Below are 14,530 nucleotides of genomic sequence, written 5' to 3' on the forward strand. Positions count from 1 at the left end.
ATGCCTTTAACACTTATGCGCGTTTGAAGTCAGCGTGCATAGGTGTGTTTTTAGCTGGGTGACGTTGTAACGCTTGGATTTTAACGTTTTCAACTTTGTCACCGATTTGGATTTCGATTACTTCTTCGAAGAAAGCATTATTTTCTAAAGCTTTAACGATTTGACGAAGTTCTAAAGTAATTGTTACAGGCTCAGCGCTACCACCATAGATGATTGCTGGAATTTGTGCTGCGTGACGAAGGCGGCGGCTCGCACCTTTCCCTTGTAGAGCAGCTTCACGTGCTTGAGCATTTAATACGAAGTTTGCCATGGGCATATCCTCATTGAGATTTAAGAGACTAAACTTGCGACCAGTTTAGTGATAGAAAACCCCTAGCGAGCTAGGGGTTAAGAAAAAAGCTGGGCTATTATAGATAACTATCGAACATTGCGCTAATAGATTCTTCGTTATTGATACGACGAATTGTTTCAGCAACCATGCTTGCAACAGAAACTTGGCGAATTTTACCTAAGTTTAGTGCTTCATCTGAAAGAGGAATCGTGTCGGTGACAACAAGTTCATCAATGACAGAATTTCGAAGGTTATCAAGTGCTTTACCCGATAAAACAGGATGCGTTGCATAAGCAATGACACGACGAGCACCAAATTGTTTGAGTGCATCAGCGGCTTTACATAATGTACCTGCTGTATCTACCATGTCATCAACAATGACACAGTCACGATCTTTTACATCACCAATCAAATGCATCACTTGTGATTCATTTGCTTTTTGGCGACGTTTATCGATGATTGCTAAATCAATATCACCTAATTGTTTTGCAACAGCACGCGCACGAACAACACCACCAACGTCAGGTGAAACCACCATAAGGTTGTCATGTTGTTGTTGACGTAGGTCTGCCAATAACGCAGGCGTACCATAGATGTTGTCAACTGGAATATCGAAGAAACCTTGAATTTGGTCTGCGTGTAAATCGATCATCACAACGCGGTCAATACCAACAGTTGTTAGCATATCTGCAACAACTTTTGCAGTAATCGGTACACGAGCAGAACGTGGACGACGATCTTGGCGTGCATAACCGAAATACGGAATGACTGCGGTGATACGACCAGCACTTGCACGACGCAATGCATCAGCCATCACCAAGATTTCCATCAGGTTATCATTGGTTGGCGCACAAGTAGATTGAACGATAAAAACGTCTTTACCACGAACATTTTCAGTAATTTCAACTGAAATTTCACCATCAGAAAACTTGCTTACAGAAGCAGCACCGAGTGGAATATGTAAATGGCTTACGACTTTTTGGGCGAACTGTGGATGAGCACTTCCACTGAAAACGACAAGATTGGGCATGAAGCACCTGAGCGAGGGTTAAGCGAAGCAATGCTTCGACCGAGCGCAAGGGAAAAATTTTTAATTTTTCCAACGGGTAATTTGGAAACAATCTATTATATGGCAGGGGCGGCTGGATTCGAACCAACGGATGCCGAGATCAAAACCCGGTGCCTTACCACTTGGCGACGCCCCTAATGCGGCAGAACTTTAATCGTTTTGCATGATAATGTCAATATATTTGAACAAATACCGATGAAAAACAAGTCTGTCTAAAAGAAATGGCAGGGGCGGCTGGATTCGAACCAACGGATGCCGAGATCAAAACCCGGTGCCTTACCACTTGGCGACGCCCCTAACATGTAACTGAAAAATGTTTTAAAGGAGACTCTGCTAAACTATTGACCAAGTAAGATTTACATGGTGCATTTTGCAAAATTTTCTTTATATCCATTTCACAGGTCACTTCAATAAAAACACAAGCACCTGTACCTGTAAGCTTTGCTAGACCAAATTGATCTAAATATTGCATTGCTTCTTCTACTTCAGGGTATAACTGTCGAGCCAAAGGTTCAAAGTTATTTCCAAAATTAGAAGGTTCTAACTGATAGGCGCAAAATGTAGTGATCTTAGAATCTCTTGTCAATGTTTTTTGCGAAAAAAGCTGTTGAGTGCTGATAAAACAATCAGGTTTTAAAACTATGAATTGTTTTTGAGCTAAGTCTATGAATGATAAATGTTCACCGATCCCTTCAGCCCATGCATTACGACCTAAAACAAAGATGGGTACATCTGCACCAAGTTGTACACCATAATCAGCGAGTTGCTGTTCATTTAAGCCGCACTGCCACAGTTGATTCAGCACAATTAGCGTGGTGGCTGCATTGGATGAACCACCACCTAGTCCTGCGCCCATTGGAATATTTTTCTCAATTTGAATCTTCAACCCGCATGGTTTTTTTGCATGAGGTCGGAGTAGTTGTGCTGCACGATAGATTAGATTTTGTTCAAGTTTGACTTCGCTTAAACCTTCAATTTGAATATTTTCTTCTGCAATTGGATCAAAAGTCATCCAGTCGTATAGATCAATCAGTTGAAAAATAGTTTGTAATTCATGATAACCATTGTCACGACGACCTGTGATATGCAGAAATAAATTCAATTTGGCAGGGGAAGGCACTCTAATCATAAAGGAATCTAAACTATCGGTTTTGGATCACCATTGTAATACGGTTTTCTTTATCATCGGCAAGAGCTTGCTTCAATAAAAGTTTGTTTGGGAGTGTTTGTATATCGTTATAACTAAAATCCACTGTCCAACCATCTTCAATCAGTTGTTTGAGGCGATTATGTTCATCTTTACTGATTTGTGCATTTTGAGTTGCTGGTTTAGCTTGTACCCAATAGGCTAAGTGCATAATCGGAGCTTGCCAACCTGTTGCTTTTTCTAATAATTCTTCTGGAGTGGCTGCGGTGACGAGTCCTGTTTTTGCACTATTTAAGGTCACTTCACCAGGTCTACCTTCAATTTGAGTTTTACCTACCCCTAAAATTCCAGTGAGTTCAATATCAAATTGATCTTGCTGTTGTACCCATGTAAAAAAAGCACTACCCGATTGTTGTGGTGTGCGCACCCCAATTTTACCTTGTAAGCTAAAGTTGTTTTCATCTTGCACTTGTGGGGAGGCGATTACTTTATTCGGTTGGCTTAAATGTTGGCAACCTGTCAACAATAGAACGCTACTGCTACATACTGCGACACATAATTTTGCAAACAAGTGCATGGGTTTAACTCTTTTTTACAGTGATGGGTAAGATTAAGCTATCAAGTTGTTGTAATTGTGGGGCATTTGCATGTTTTTGTTTCAATTGCTGTAATACTTCGCTAAATTGCGTGAGCGCACCTTGCATATATAGCGCTTTGGCATAACGAATACCAATATTGATATTTTGGCTAATTGAATAGGCTTGTCCCAAGACTTTGGCAGCTGTATCAAAATCATTTTGTAAGAACGCAATATAGCCTAGTGTGTCAAGAATAGAGGCCTGTTCAGGTGCAAAATCAAGCGCTAATTCTGCATATTTTCGTGCTTCTTTAAGACGGCGATTCTGTAATGCTAAAGTATAGGCGTAGGCGTTCAGATAAGTTGGGCTATTCGGTTCAATAATCAAAAGTTGTTTTAATGTCTTGTCTAATTTATCTCGATCGGTATAGGGATCAAGTAATAACACTTCTGCATAAATCAGTTCAGGATCATCGGGTAAGCTTTTGATGGCTTCATCAAGCAAGGTTAAAGCCGCTTTTTTATTATCCGTTTTCTTTAAGATATCTGCTTGTGCTTGATATAAGAAACTTGCATGTTGTGGATAATTCACCCGTTCTTGCGTCAGAAAGCGTAAGGCATCGTTGAGTTGTCCTTGTTTTTCAAAAATGGTGATCATATTACGTCGTGAAACGATGTATAGACTACCATCAACAAGGCGATAGTACGCTTTTGCTGTTTCATAATGCTGTTTACGTTGTGCATTAATGGCAAGGTAATAATAGGCTTCATTCTGATATTTAGCAGATAAACGCAATTCGACCAAGTATTGTTCAGCTTTTTCATATTGTTTTAAATCAATACTGGTCAAGCCCGCAATAAATAATGCTTCCTCAGTTTTTGGATAATCTTTAATGATGCTTTCGAGTTTATTGAGAGCTTGTTGTTGTTGATTAATCTGAATGTAGTAGCGAGCTTCTGCTAAGCGTATATCAATATTGGTTTTATTTCTTCGACTAGCTTGAGCAAACCATTTTTGTGTTTCAGTGTCATCATGTAAAGCCATTAGTAGGTTTGCTTTCATGAGAATAAAACTAGTGGACTTCGAGCGTTGACGTAACGCTTTATTAATATTATTCAGCGCTTGCTCATATAGGCCATCTTGTGCTTCTAAGCCAGCAATTAAAGCCAAAATAGAGGGGTTGTCTCGTTCTTTGCTTGTACGCAATGCATTGAGTAAAACTTCACGATCTTGGGCTTGTTCAGGTGCAATCCCTGCCAAGATTTGCTCAAGATCGGCAGTAGGATCAATATTTAGAATTTTATCAAGGGTCGTTGCAGCTAACTCATATTCGTGAGTCTTTAGCGCAATGTGTGATAAATAAAATAAAGCAGGCACATCTTTGGGTTCTTGTTCTACCCAGTGCGTTGCAATATCTAGAGCTGATTGGAAATCGTTATATTCTAAAGCGACATCTAAAGCGCGCTGTTTAATTGTGGTTGAATTACTTTGAATGGCAAGCACAGTATAATTATGTAGAGCAGTTGCAATATCATCGTAAGCAAGCGAAAATTCAGCCACCATACTTTGTTGTAATGCATGGTCAAAACTCTTATCTGCATACATGTCGTGTATTGCTTGTGCAGAGACATACGAGCTCATGCTACCTAACAACAAGATTGTGGTAGAATACCGTCGAATCGTCTTGCCGCTAAAAATGGTACGGCGATATAGCTGACGCAATTTTTATTGATCCAAAGTAATGCTTTTTATGACACCGATGTTGCACAATAACATAAATTTAGCGAAATGATGATCTGATATGTCTTTCTTTGCATTGGGTGTCAACCATCAAACAGCTTCTGTTGAACTTCGTGAACAAGTCGCTTTTAATGCAGAGCGATTAGCTGCGCTATTGCTTGAACAAAATAAGCATTCATCTCTGAATGATTTAGTTGTGGTCTCAACTTGCAACCGCACTGAAGTTTATGCCATGACAGAAGATGCGGATAGTGTTCTGACTTGGTTAGCCCAAGTGAATAATATTGATGTAAAACAGTTAATTCATCATGTTTATCGTTACGAGAATGCCCAAGCTGTTACTCATTTGATGCGTGTTGCCAGTGGTTTAGACTCGCTGATGTTGGGTGAGCCACAAATTTTAGGGCAAGTTAAAAGTGCTTTAGCGCTGTCAAAAGATGCCGAAACGGTTTCACCTGAACTGAATAGCGTATTTGAATATGCTTTTTATGCTGCTAAACGTGTTCGTTCTGAAACTTCAGTTGGTAGCCATGCTGTTTCAATGGGATATGCAGTGGCGCAACTTGCATCACAAGTCTTTAGCCATCCTGAAAAACTGACGGTCATGGTGGTTGCAGCAGGTGAGATGAATAGCCTTGTTGCCAAGCATTTGGCAGAAATGGGAGTCGCTAAAATTCTCATTTGTAATCGTAGCCGTGAACGAGCAGATTTGTTAGCACAAGAAATTGCACATCAGGTTGATGTTGAAATCATTCCTTTTACAGAACTTGCACAAAATTTGCATAGAGCTGATGTGGTTTCAAGTTGTACAGGTAGTTTGCATCAAGTGATTGAATATTCAGACGTTAAGGTTGCACTGAAAAAGCGCCGTTATCAACAAATGCTGATGGTTGATTTGGCTGTTCCGCGAGATATTGATCCGAAAGTTGAATCCTTAGATAACGTATATTTGTATGGCGTTGATGATTTACAAAGCGTAATTGATGAAAACTTAGCACAGCGTCGTCAAGCTGCGGTTGAAGCCGAAATCATGGTCAATCAATTGGCAACTCAATTGATGACTCAACAAAAAGTCAAAGAGGCAAGTGGTACGATTCAAGCTTATCGCCAGCATAGCGAAGAAGTGAGTCAAAATGAGTTAGCACATGCCTTAGAGTCACTACAACATGGTCATGATGCAGAACAGGTATTGCACGAATTTGCGCATCGTTTGACGCAAAAGCTGATGCATCCTACTTCTATTTTACTCAGAGAAGCCGCTAAAGCCGAAAATCCAGATTATCTTGAATGGCTACAGCAGCACTTACAGGACGTGTTTGAACATGAACGTAAGCCAAGACAGTAGCTGTACTTAAATTAAGACAATAACTTCAAGCTAATCTGTTTGGTTAATTCATTGAGTTGTTGGCGTAAATTACGTGACTCAATTAATGAAATAGGTGATCTAAGTTTTAATTTTAAATATTTTTCTTGTAGATTTAATGAAAAATCTTTAGCTAATTTATCTGCAATTTCAGGTGCTTGTGTTAGTGACTGGATGTTGGTACGTTGCATAATATCTGCAATTTCATGGCTATAATGACTACATGCACCGAGTACATAATACGTTGCCAATTCCTGATCATCAGGTAAATCGTCAAAGACAATATTGAGTGCAGTCAAAATTTTAGCCAACAATTCTGTTTGATCAATAACTGCGAGTAACTCTTCAAAATGAATATAAAGAAATGGATGGTGCATTAAAATTGCGATTGCAAAATCTTCATCTTTGGTTTGAATATTAAAAGATAGAGAAGCATCGTGGCTGATTTGTGGGGTAAAGCGTTTACCGAGACCGAGTTTTTCACGGAAAGATTGACTCAACAAATAACGAAATGAGCCTTGCTTCGGTAATAACTCCGTCAATTCACGTAGTTCACCCATGACTAAGCTTTTACCTTCAGGGGTGCTGACGTCGTGTTGTCCTGTTAGATGTGCAAACACAAAGTCAGATAACAGCGGAGCTTGCTGCAATAACCTTTGGAAATTTTCTAAGCCTTCACGACGAATCAGCGAGTCAGGATCATGTTCATTTGGCAAGACAAAGAATTTTAGCTCTCGACCATCATTGAGCAATGGCAGTGCGATTTCTAAGGTACGTCGTGCTGCTTTTTGTCCTGCGGCATCACCATCAAAGGCAATGGTAATACGAGAATTTTGTTTAAATAGCGTGGTTAAATGATCGGCATTACTCGCCGTTCCCAGTGTTGCCACAGCGCCACTGATGCCATACTGCTGTAAGGCAATCACGTCCATATAGCCTTCAACCATTAGCCAATCATTGGCTTTGAGTTTACGACCTTCATATAAACCGTAGAGCAGTTGATTTTTATGGAATACTTCTGAATCTGGTGAATTGATGTATTTGGGTTTAATTTCATCATTTAAAGCACGACCGCCAAAACCAACCACACGACCTTTAGAGTCACGAATCGGGAAAATCACCCGTTCACGGAGTAAATCAAAATCTCGACCACTATCACTAGAGCGAATCAATCCAAGTTGTTTTAAACCATCAATATCTTGTGGAAAAGCTTTTTCTAGATGTTGCCAATCTTCTGGTGCGTAACCCAAGCGCCAAAATTGAATCGTTTGTGCCGATAAACCACGCTGTTTGAAATAATTTTGCGCCTTTTGACTATTGGGTAATTGGCGTTCATAAAATTGGGCAACATTCTCTAGTAAATCATAGAGATTGCCTTCTTGTACTTGTTCGTCCATGTAAAATGATGGATCAAATTGGGCAAAGGGATCGTCCATAACGCGATCCATATCGACAAAATGATCATCCAATGCTTCATGGATAGATGGGGTAGGTTGCTCTTGTTTTTGTTGTATTGTTTGGGGAGCTACAACTTGCTGCGGACTGCGTTTATAAGAGAGTTTTTTATTATCGTGATTGTCTTTTGGTAATTCGATGCCTGTCTGATTAGACAGGTCTTTCATCACATCGACAAAGTTACGATTATCAATGTCCATGAGGAAGCGAATAGCATTACCATTTGCCTGACAACCAAAGCAATGGTAGTACTGTTTGTCACGATAGACATGGAGTGAGGGTGACTTTTCCTGATGGAATGGACAACAGCCTGAATAAGTACGCCCAGTCTTTTTTAACTTCACACGTTGACCGATTAAATCGACAATGTCTGTTCGATCTAAGATTTGATCAATCGTATGTTGTGGAATTGCCATGCGCATTTAACCGTTTTGGACTGGGATATATAACATCATGATGAAGTATGAATGTTAGAAATCATTGTTGCATAAAATGAAAAACAGGCAAGGGTATACTTGCCTGTTTTATGATTTGAATGATTGTAAATTAGTTTGTAGTTTTAACCTCAGATGTATTTGGGGTTTCTGATTTATCTAATAATCCGAAACTCAAACGGTTCATCCAACTTGGTTTATCAGTTTGCTCTTCAATAGGAGCAGAATCAACTTCTTCGACTTCAGGTTTATCAAGTAAGCCAAAACTTAAACGATTGGTTAAACTTGGTTGTTCAACTTCAGCTGCGATATGATCTTTTGCTTGTACTGTTTTAGATTCACGGCCAAGTAAACCTAAGGTTGCACGGTTGACCCAACTGCCTTCTTTACGTGCGGCACGTAAATTTACTTCACCATTTGATTTGACTAAATGTGGGTAGTTAAGCTTTAGAATCTCAATATATTGTTGAGAAGTTGCTTGATCACCTAGTTTTTGGTAACTATAAGCTAAAGTTGCGAGTGCTTCAGGTGTTTGTGGTGTTTGAGGATAATGTTCAATGACCCACTGTGCACGTTCAGCAGCAGCTAACCATGCTTTACGTTGAATGTTGAAGCGAGCTGCATTCATTTCGCTTTCAGCAAGTTCCTGACCAATAAACTTCATCCGCTGAGCAGCATCAACTGAGTATTGGCTGCTTGGGAAACGGCGAATCAAATCCACAAAGTTTTGATAGGCAATCTTAACGTAGCTGACATCACGATGTGATTGTTGTAATGAGGTATAACGAATTAAGCTATCGTAATTCATTTCCATGTTGGCTACGCCACGAACATAGTAAGCATAATCAACATTTGGATGCTGTGGATTTAAACGAATGAAACGATCTGCAAGTGCAATTGTGCCTTCATAATCTTTTTGTTTGAATTTTGCATAGAGGAGTTCGAGTTGTGCTTGTTGCGTGTATTGTCCAGTTGGATAATAGGTATCTAGAGCTTCAAGCGATTTGACCGCATCAGTGTATTGATTACGTTCAAGCGATTTTTGTGCTTTTTCAAAATAGACTTGTTCACTTGATTGTGGTCCTTTATCAACCACTTCTTTTTTGCTTGGATTACTGCTACAACCGACAAATACAGACGCTACGCCTAAAGATAAAGCCAATATGGTAATTTTATAATGGGGTAGCGACATAAAAATTCCTCTGTTTTTGGGACAATAAGCTACAATGGTGCTATTAAACCATTTTTGTATCGATCATCAAAATGACTTCAACACAATCTTCCAATTCAAACCTTTCTGAGACAGATTTCTTACTCGAAGATTCTGTCGATGCAGATAATCATAATTCTGATGCAACTGCAACACGTTTATCGTTGCAAATTCAAATCGATGAAGAGTATCTCGGTCAGCGTATTGATCAGGTCGCGGCATTAGTCTGGAGCGAGTTTTCTCGTGAAAAGCTCAAACAGTGGATGAAAGACGGGCATCTGTTGGTAAATGGTAACATTGTTAAACCAAAATATCGTTGTGAAGGGACTGAATTACTTACGCTGAATGTTGAGCTAGAAGCCCAAACCTCAAGTCAGCCTGAAAATATTCCCCTCAATATTGTTTATGAAGACGACGATATTATTGTGATTAATAAAGAGGTTGGGATGGTCGTACATCCTGGCGCTGGCAACCCAACGGGTACTTTGGTCAATGCCTTACTTTATCATGCACCGAAACTGGCTGAGCTTTCTCGTGCGGGTTTGGTTCATCGTATTGATAAAGATACCAGTGGTTTATTGGTTGTTGCAAAAACTTTGGAAGCACAGTTCTCCCTTAGTAAACAATTGGCAAAGAAAACCGTTTATCGTGTTTATGATTTAGTTGCGTATGGCAATATCATTGCGGGTGGCACAATTGATGAACCGATTAAACGTCATCCTGTTGACCGCGTCAAAATGGCGATATTACCAGGTGGGCGTGATGCAGTGACGCATTACAATGTCAAAGAGCGTTTCCGTGACTTTACCCGTATTCAGGCGCAGCTTGAAACAGGGCGTACCCATCAAATCCGTGTGCACTTTAGCTATCTTGGGCATGGCTTGGTTGGTGACCCTGTATATGTCAATCGTGTACGTTTTCCTGCAGGCGCATCTGAAGCATTAATTGATATGCTACGCAGTTTTAAACGCCAAGCCTTACATGCAGCAAAATTAGGTTTGGTACATCCACGCACAGGTGAAGAAATGATGTTTGAAGCACCATGGCCAGAAGATTTTACTCAGTTGGTGGACGTGCTTCGCCGTGAAAATGAAGCGTATTAAGTAAAGTTCCCTTTTCATCAAGGGTGATTTGTTCAGTTCCTCCCTTTAAAAAAGGTGAGGAATATATTCACAAGGAGAGGAATTTTATGGAATTTGTACAAGGTTTGCCCAAAGGTATTTATGTTGGGCAAACACGTATTGAACATCCTCAAACCATTGCAACGCTGAATCAAAATCTGTCTGGCTTCAATTTGGCTTTACATGTCAATGATGATGCGGAACGTGTTCAGCAGCATCGGATGTTAGTGTTGAATGAGTTGTCTGCATTTGGTGTGGATAAAATCACATGGATGACGCAAACCCATAGCACTATTTGTCACACTGTGAATGAACAAATTCCATTTATTGCATTAGAAGGTGATGGTTTAGTAACACAACGTCTAGGTCATGCTTTAATGATGATGACCGCAGATTGTTTGCCTGTGGTTTTAGGTAATGCAGAAAGTACAGAAGTCGCTAACCTACATGCGGGTTGGCGTGGTCTCGCTAATGGTATTATCGAAAATACTGTTGCTGAAATGAGGTCGCAGCCCACTTGGGCATGGCTAGGGGCTGCGATCAGCCAACCTTGCTTTGAAGTCGGTGCTGAAGTCAGAGCTACTTTCTGTGATAAATATCCTGAATTAGCCGTTGCCTTTATTGCAGGTCAAGTTGAAGGTAAATATCAGGCTGATTTGTATGCGATTGCCCGTTTTATTTTAAATCGCTTAGGTATAGAAACCGTTTTAGGTGGTGATCAATGCTCTTATCAGCAAGCAGAGGATTATTTCTCCTATCGTCGTGATGCAAAAACGGGGCGGATGGCAACATTTGTATTTATGCAATAAATCATATCCTTTACGCTATTGATTCGCCTTGTATTCGTTAAAAATGTTAAACTTGATTCAATTCATTGGTTTTTAAATTATCCATGTCTGTTATTGAGCAAATTACTCCCCAAGTTAAAGTTTGTGTGATTTATCATAGTCCTTATGGGCATACGGCCAAAGTTGCGCAATACATTGCTCAGGGTGCGGAGCAAGCAGGTGCTGACGTGCATCTGCTTTCTGTGGCTGCGCCACAATGGGAGCTATTGGATCAAGCTGATGTGATCGTGATGGGTTGCCCAACGTATATGGGGAGCTTAACCTCTGCTTTAAAACAGTTTATGGAAGATTCTTCTAAGCGTTGGTTGGCGCGTACATGGCAGGGTAAATTGGCGGCTGGTTTTACCAATGGTGGTGGACTCAGCGGTGATAAGCTTGCAGTATTACAGCAGATTAATTTATTTGCGATGCAGCATGGTATGTTATGGGCAGGTTTACCATTTATGCCAACTGGAAGAAGCCCTTTAGATATTAACCGTATGTCTAGTTTTTTGGGTTTAATGACGCAATCTGATAATGCCAGTGTTGAAATCACACCACCTGAAGGTGATTTGGAAACTGCACGAAAGTTTGGGAAATACTTGGCTGAGATAAGATTAAAACATGTTGTCATTTGATTTTTAATAAAAAACCTCCGATAGGAGGTTTTTGATTATTTATACAACATACGTGCTTTATCACGTTGCCAATCACGGTCTTTTTCAGTTGCACGCTTGTCATGTAACTGCTTACCTTTGACCAGTGCAATTTCAAGTTTAACCAGACGACCCTTCCAATAACATGCGAGTGGCACACATGAATAACCTTTTTGATTCACTGCACCCAAAAGTTTTTCTAACTCACGACGAGATAGCAGCAATTTACGCGTACGCGTTGACTCAGGAACCACATGTGTTGAGGCAGACAGTAAAGGCTGAATTTGTGAACCAAATAAAAAGGCTTCACCATTTTTAAAAATGACATAACTTTCGGACAAAGTCATACGACCAGCGCGTAAAGACTTCACTTCCCAGCCCTGTAGAGACATGCCTGCTTCAAATTTTTCTTCGATAAAGTAATCGTGACGCGCTCTTTTATTCTGAGCAATCGTGCCACCATTATGTTTTTTTACAACAATCTTATTCATCTCAACCTTTTGAAAAAGAATAATTAAATTCTATAGTTTTTCCGAGTTACCCGTTTTGTTACCCGTTTTAAAAGGCTCTTAATTTAAAAAGAAAGCCTGCATTTAGCAGGCTATCATATCAGAATTTTACTTATGTTTTTCTACAACTTTTTTAACACTTGATTCGTGCCAAAAGACTTCTTTCTCGCTAACTCTGATTGGCTGTGGAATTTCACCTTTTTTAATCATTCGATAAAATTTGGTTCTGCCAATAGAAAGCAGTGTCATAAACTCTTTTGCTCGAACTCTACGATCAATATTAAAGTTATGTGCAACTCCCATCCTATGCTACCTCACTAATACTGATAATTACGAATATTGGTGAATTTGTTTTACTAGTAAAAGTTAATTCTTCTAAGGAGTTTGTAAATTTGCTCTCGAAAGTTGTAAACATGTCACTATCTCTACTTATGTAGTTTTGATTGTTTTTTGCATCGTGTTTTGGAAGATGGAGTGGCTCTGACGGTAAATCTCATCAAAGGCATTTGCAAGCTCTTCGATGCGGACAAAAAAAGGAGCTTTTTGGCTATCATCAAGGCGAAAACAGGCAAATGGGAATTTCTGCTGGCGAGCCTTCTCTAAAACCCTTTCCTTGCATAGATGTGGATAAAACTCTTTGGTAATGTCTTCCAACTTGATGTGAGGAGTTCGATACTTTAAAAATAGGTAATCAATTGTCTTTAGCTCGTACATTGAGAGGCTCCTGTATTTGTACAATGACTTAAAGCATGTCTTTGAAATGTCTCGTTGCTATGTGAATATTTCTCAAGATCGCTTATGGGGTCATTGTAAAAGTTCGAAATCGTGGTACAAAGTCGAAATCGGAACTCCCTTTTTTGACACTAGGTTAATCATGCCCAGGCTTAACGATGTTCAGAACACGGCTCTTGAGATTATAGACTTCTTATACTTCTATGATATGGTTGCGCTCCAATCCTTTACTGAGGAAAAAAAGGACATTTATACTCAATTAGATGAATTGATAGATGAAGTACTTGAAGAGAAGCAACTCACAGGTCAGAAGGCAGTAATTTATAGACACTATCTCTTGTGTGGTATAGAAATTGTCTCAAGCTTCGATAAGAACCATAAATGGCAAATACCTGAACTAAACTTAAATGAACGACAGCAAGGTGAAATCCAAGATCAGATGCATAAACAGAGTGTGATGATACCTTTGTGGCATTTAAAAGAGCGTCTAAAGAAAAGTGGTCGATTTGAAGGAGATTTTGTTGAGGAAGTTTATACCCTTATCGAATTGTCACAGATAGATAAGGCTTCTCACTCAGTTTGCCATAAGTTGGTGGCTCAGATGTTATGGTTTAATGTTGAGCATAATGTTGCCTGTCATGTATATCGAAGAATGGTCACTTTAAGGATATTGAACTCTGCTAAAGATACAGCAAAGGGGCGTTATGTAGAGGCTCAACATGAATATGTTTTTTTAAGAGCATTGTTATTGGTTGAGTTTGAGTCATTCCGAAAAGAGCTATACTACCGACCTGTTGCTGGCGATTTGGTTGTGAACAAATCCCGCTTTACCTCAAGTGAAATTAATTCGAAGAAGAAAGTCTATTACCATAAGTATCTGGAATTCAGCTTGAGTGACAATAGGGATGGTACAGTAATTCATGCTGACATTGATTTGGCAGATAAGCGGCAAGTAATAGGTCACCTTTCCTTGATTTCCGAACATCTATTTCATAATTGTATTTTCTCAAACTCTAATGCCAACTGGATTAGCTTGTTGGGTGCTTTACTTTTGATCTATGAACAGGAAATCGATCTTGATAGGGCAATTTATTCAGAGTTCGATAATGAGAACAGTTGTAGTGATAGAGCCCAAAAAATCTTGTTCGAGAAATTCGATTTCAGCGTTACAGCAAAAAGCTTATATTTGAACTATCTAGAAGTTTATAAGATCTATGATCTTATTCGATCTACTATGGTTGATGTTGTAGAACAACCAAAGCATGGCTTTCTTGTTCCTGACTTGACTAGTCATTTCTATTATCATGCAGACATACCTACAAAAGTGCTTGAGCTGCTTGAAGAAGTCAAGAGATAGA

The 14,530-nt window shown here is 39.6% G+C and carries 15 protein-coding genes and 2 tRNA genes; 5 read left to right on the top strand and 12 right to left on the bottom strand.

From position 1 onward, the window contains the following. Window positions 1-13: 13 nt before the first annotated feature. From rplY to MMP60_RS04125, 7 genes are all read right to left on the bottom strand, one after another. Window positions 14-310: a 50S ribosomal protein L25 gene (gene rplY / locus MMP60_RS04095; RefSeq protein ID WP_018677862.1), complete on the bottom strand. Its 297-nt coding sequence runs from the start codon at window positions 308-310 to the stop codon at window positions 14-16. A 97-nt stretch (window positions 311-407) separates the two neighbouring features. After that, entirely contained in the window at window positions 408-1,361 is a 954-nt protein-coding gene (locus tag MMP60_RS04100) for a ribose-phosphate pyrophosphokinase (RefSeq protein WP_005056564.1), read from the bottom strand. A gap of 100 nt (window positions 1,362-1,461) precedes the next feature. Then, window positions 1,462-1,536: transfer RNA gene (locus tag MMP60_RS04105), tRNA-Gln, on the bottom strand. 86 nt (window positions 1,537-1,622) lie between these two features. Continuing rightward, a tRNA-Gln gene (locus tag MMP60_RS04110) sits at window positions 1,623-1,697 on the bottom strand. Then, entirely contained in the window at window positions 1,696-2,529 is an 834-nt protein-coding gene (gene ispE / locus MMP60_RS04115) for a 4-(cytidine 5'-diphospho)-2-C-methyl-D-erythritol kinase (protein WP_241335090.1), read from the bottom strand. The genes MMP60_RS04110 and ispE overlap by 2 nt, the downstream gene beginning before the upstream one ends. Before the next feature lie 13 nt (window positions 2,530-2,542). Continuing rightward, complete coding sequence (lolB, locus tag MMP60_RS04120) at window positions 2,543-3,124, bottom strand: lipoprotein insertase outer membrane protein LolB (RefSeq protein WP_241335091.1); 582 nt, start codon at window positions 3,122-3,124, stop codon at window positions 2,543-2,545. Between the two features lie 4 nt (window positions 3,125-3,128). Beyond that, window positions 3,129-4,847, bottom strand: a complete 1,719-nt coding sequence (locus MMP60_RS04125; RefSeq protein ID WP_241335092.1) for a tetratricopeptide repeat protein — start codon at window positions 4,845-4,847, stop codon at window positions 3,129-3,131. Between the two features lie 79 nt (window positions 4,848-4,926). Between MMP60_RS04125 and hemA the strand changes: the two genes are divergently transcribed. Beyond that, window positions 4,927-6,210, top strand: coding sequence for a glutamyl-tRNA reductase (gene hemA / locus MMP60_RS04130; protein WP_018677858.1), 1,284 nt, complete (start codon window positions 4,927-4,929; stop codon window positions 6,208-6,210). 11 nt (window positions 6,211-6,221) lie between these two features. Here hemA and MMP60_RS04135 read toward each other — a convergent pair whose 3' ends face one another. Beyond that, window positions 6,222-8,099: a CHC2 zinc finger domain-containing protein gene (locus MMP60_RS04135; RefSeq protein ID WP_241335093.1), complete on the bottom strand. Its 1,878-nt coding sequence runs from the start codon at window positions 8,097-8,099 to the stop codon at window positions 6,222-6,224. A gap of 130 nt (window positions 8,100-8,229) precedes the next feature. Further along, window positions 8,230-9,309: an outer membrane protein assembly factor BamD gene (locus MMP60_RS04140; protein WP_241335094.1), complete on the bottom strand. Its 1,080-nt coding sequence runs from the start codon at window positions 9,307-9,309 to the stop codon at window positions 8,230-8,232. 71 nt (window positions 9,310-9,380) lie between these two features. Here MMP60_RS04140 and rluD point away from each other — a divergent pair, with 71 nt between their 5' ends. From rluD to MMP60_RS04155, 3 genes are all read left to right on the top strand, one after another. Continuing rightward, the gene (gene rluD, locus MMP60_RS04145; protein ID WP_241335095.1) at window positions 9,381-10,430 is read left to right on the top strand and encodes a 23S rRNA pseudouridine(1911/1915/1917) synthase RluD; all 1,050 of its coding nucleotides are present in this window, start codon (window positions 9,381-9,383) and stop codon (window positions 10,428-10,430) included. Window positions 10,431-10,516: 86 nt separating this feature from the next. Beyond that, window positions 10,517-11,257, top strand: coding sequence for a peptidoglycan editing factor PgeF (gene pgeF, locus MMP60_RS04150; protein WP_241335096.1), 741 nt, complete (start codon window positions 10,517-10,519; stop codon window positions 11,255-11,257). Window positions 11,258-11,340: 83 nt separating this feature from the next. After that, window positions 11,341-11,913, top strand: a complete 573-nt coding sequence (locus MMP60_RS04155; protein WP_241335097.1) for a flavodoxin family protein — start codon at window positions 11,341-11,343, stop codon at window positions 11,911-11,913. Between the two features lie 35 nt (window positions 11,914-11,948). On the opposite strand, the gene smpB is transcribed toward MMP60_RS04155, so the two are convergent. The 3 genes from smpB to MMP60_RS04170 form a co-directional block, all read right to left on the bottom strand. Continuing rightward, window positions 11,949-12,422, bottom strand: coding sequence for an SsrA-binding protein SmpB (gene smpB, locus MMP60_RS04160; RefSeq protein WP_241335098.1), 474 nt, complete (start codon window positions 12,420-12,422; stop codon window positions 11,949-11,951). Window positions 12,423-12,548: 126 nt separating this feature from the next. Beyond that, complete coding sequence (locus MMP60_RS04165) at window positions 12,549-12,743, bottom strand: AlpA family phage regulatory protein (protein WP_005217922.1); 195 nt, start codon at window positions 12,741-12,743, stop codon at window positions 12,549-12,551. A 126-nt stretch (window positions 12,744-12,869) separates the two neighbouring features. Then, window positions 12,870-13,154: a pyocin activator PrtN family protein gene (locus tag MMP60_RS04170; protein ID WP_241335099.1), complete on the bottom strand. Its 285-nt coding sequence runs from the start codon at window positions 13,152-13,154 to the stop codon at window positions 12,870-12,872. Window positions 13,155-13,314: 160 nt separating this feature from the next. On the opposite strand from MMP60_RS04170, the gene MMP60_RS04175 reads away from it, so the two are divergent. Further along, window positions 13,315-14,529: a hypothetical protein gene (locus MMP60_RS04175; protein WP_241335100.1), complete on the top strand. Its 1,215-nt coding sequence runs from the start codon at window positions 13,315-13,317 to the stop codon at window positions 14,527-14,529. Window position 14,530: the final 1 nt, after the last annotated feature.

Origin of the sequence: Acinetobacter sp. ANC 4805, assembly GCF_022549495.1 — a bacterium.
In the GTDB taxonomy this organism is placed as follows: Bacteria; Pseudomonadota; Gammaproteobacteria; order Pseudomonadales; family Moraxellaceae; genus Acinetobacter.

What these genes read in the sequence shown, in the direction of transcription:
- MMP60_RS04155 (WP_241335097.1), top strand. Translation starts at nt 11,341, where the DNA reads ATGTCTGTTATTGAGCAAATTACTCCCCAAGTTAAAGTTTGTGTGATT.
- pgeF (WP_241335096.1), top strand. Translation starts at nt 10,517, where the DNA reads ATGGAATTTGTACAAGGTTTGCCCAAAGGTATTTATGTTGGGCAAACA.
- rluD (WP_241335095.1), top strand. Translation starts at nt 9,381, where the DNA reads ATGACTTCAACACAATCTTCCAATTCAAACCTTTCTGAGACAGATTTC.
- ispE (WP_241335090.1), bottom strand. Translation starts at nt 2,529, where the DNA reads ATGATTAGAGTGCCTTCCCCTGCCAAATTGAATTTATTTCTGCATATC.
- smpB (WP_241335098.1), bottom strand. Translation starts at nt 12,422, where the DNA reads ATGAATAAGATTGTTGTAAAAAAACATAATGGTGGCACGATTGCTCAG.
- rplY (WP_018677862.1), bottom strand. Translation starts at nt 310, where the DNA reads ATGGCAAACTTCGTATTAAATGCTCAAGCACGTGAAGCTGCTCTACAA.
- hemA (WP_018677858.1), top strand. Translation starts at nt 4,927, where the DNA reads ATGTCTTTCTTTGCATTGGGTGTCAACCATCAAACAGCTTCTGTTGAA.
- lolB (WP_241335091.1), bottom strand. Translation starts at nt 3,124, where the DNA reads ATGCACTTGTTTGCAAAATTATGTGTCGCAGTATGTAGCAGTAGCGTT.
- MMP60_RS04170 (WP_241335099.1), bottom strand. Translation starts at nt 13,154, where the DNA reads ATGTACGAGCTAAAGACAATTGATTACCTATTTTTAAAGTATCGAACT.
- MMP60_RS04175 (WP_241335100.1), top strand. Translation starts at nt 13,315, where the DNA reads ATGCCCAGGCTTAACGATGTTCAGAACACGGCTCTTGAGATTATAGAC.
- MMP60_RS04165 (WP_005217922.1), bottom strand. Translation starts at nt 12,743, where the DNA reads ATGGGAGTTGCACATAACTTTAATATTGATCGTAGAGTTCGAGCAAAA.
- MMP60_RS04100 (WP_005056564.1), bottom strand. Translation starts at nt 1,361, where the DNA reads ATGCCCAATCTTGTCGTTTTCAGTGGAAGTGCTCATCCACAGTTCGCC.
- MMP60_RS04135 (WP_241335093.1), bottom strand. Translation starts at nt 8,099, where the DNA reads ATGGCAATTCCACAACATACGATTGATCAAATCTTAGATCGAACAGAC.
- MMP60_RS04140 (WP_241335094.1), bottom strand. Translation starts at nt 9,309, where the DNA reads ATGTCGCTACCCCATTATAAAATTACCATATTGGCTTTATCTTTAGGC.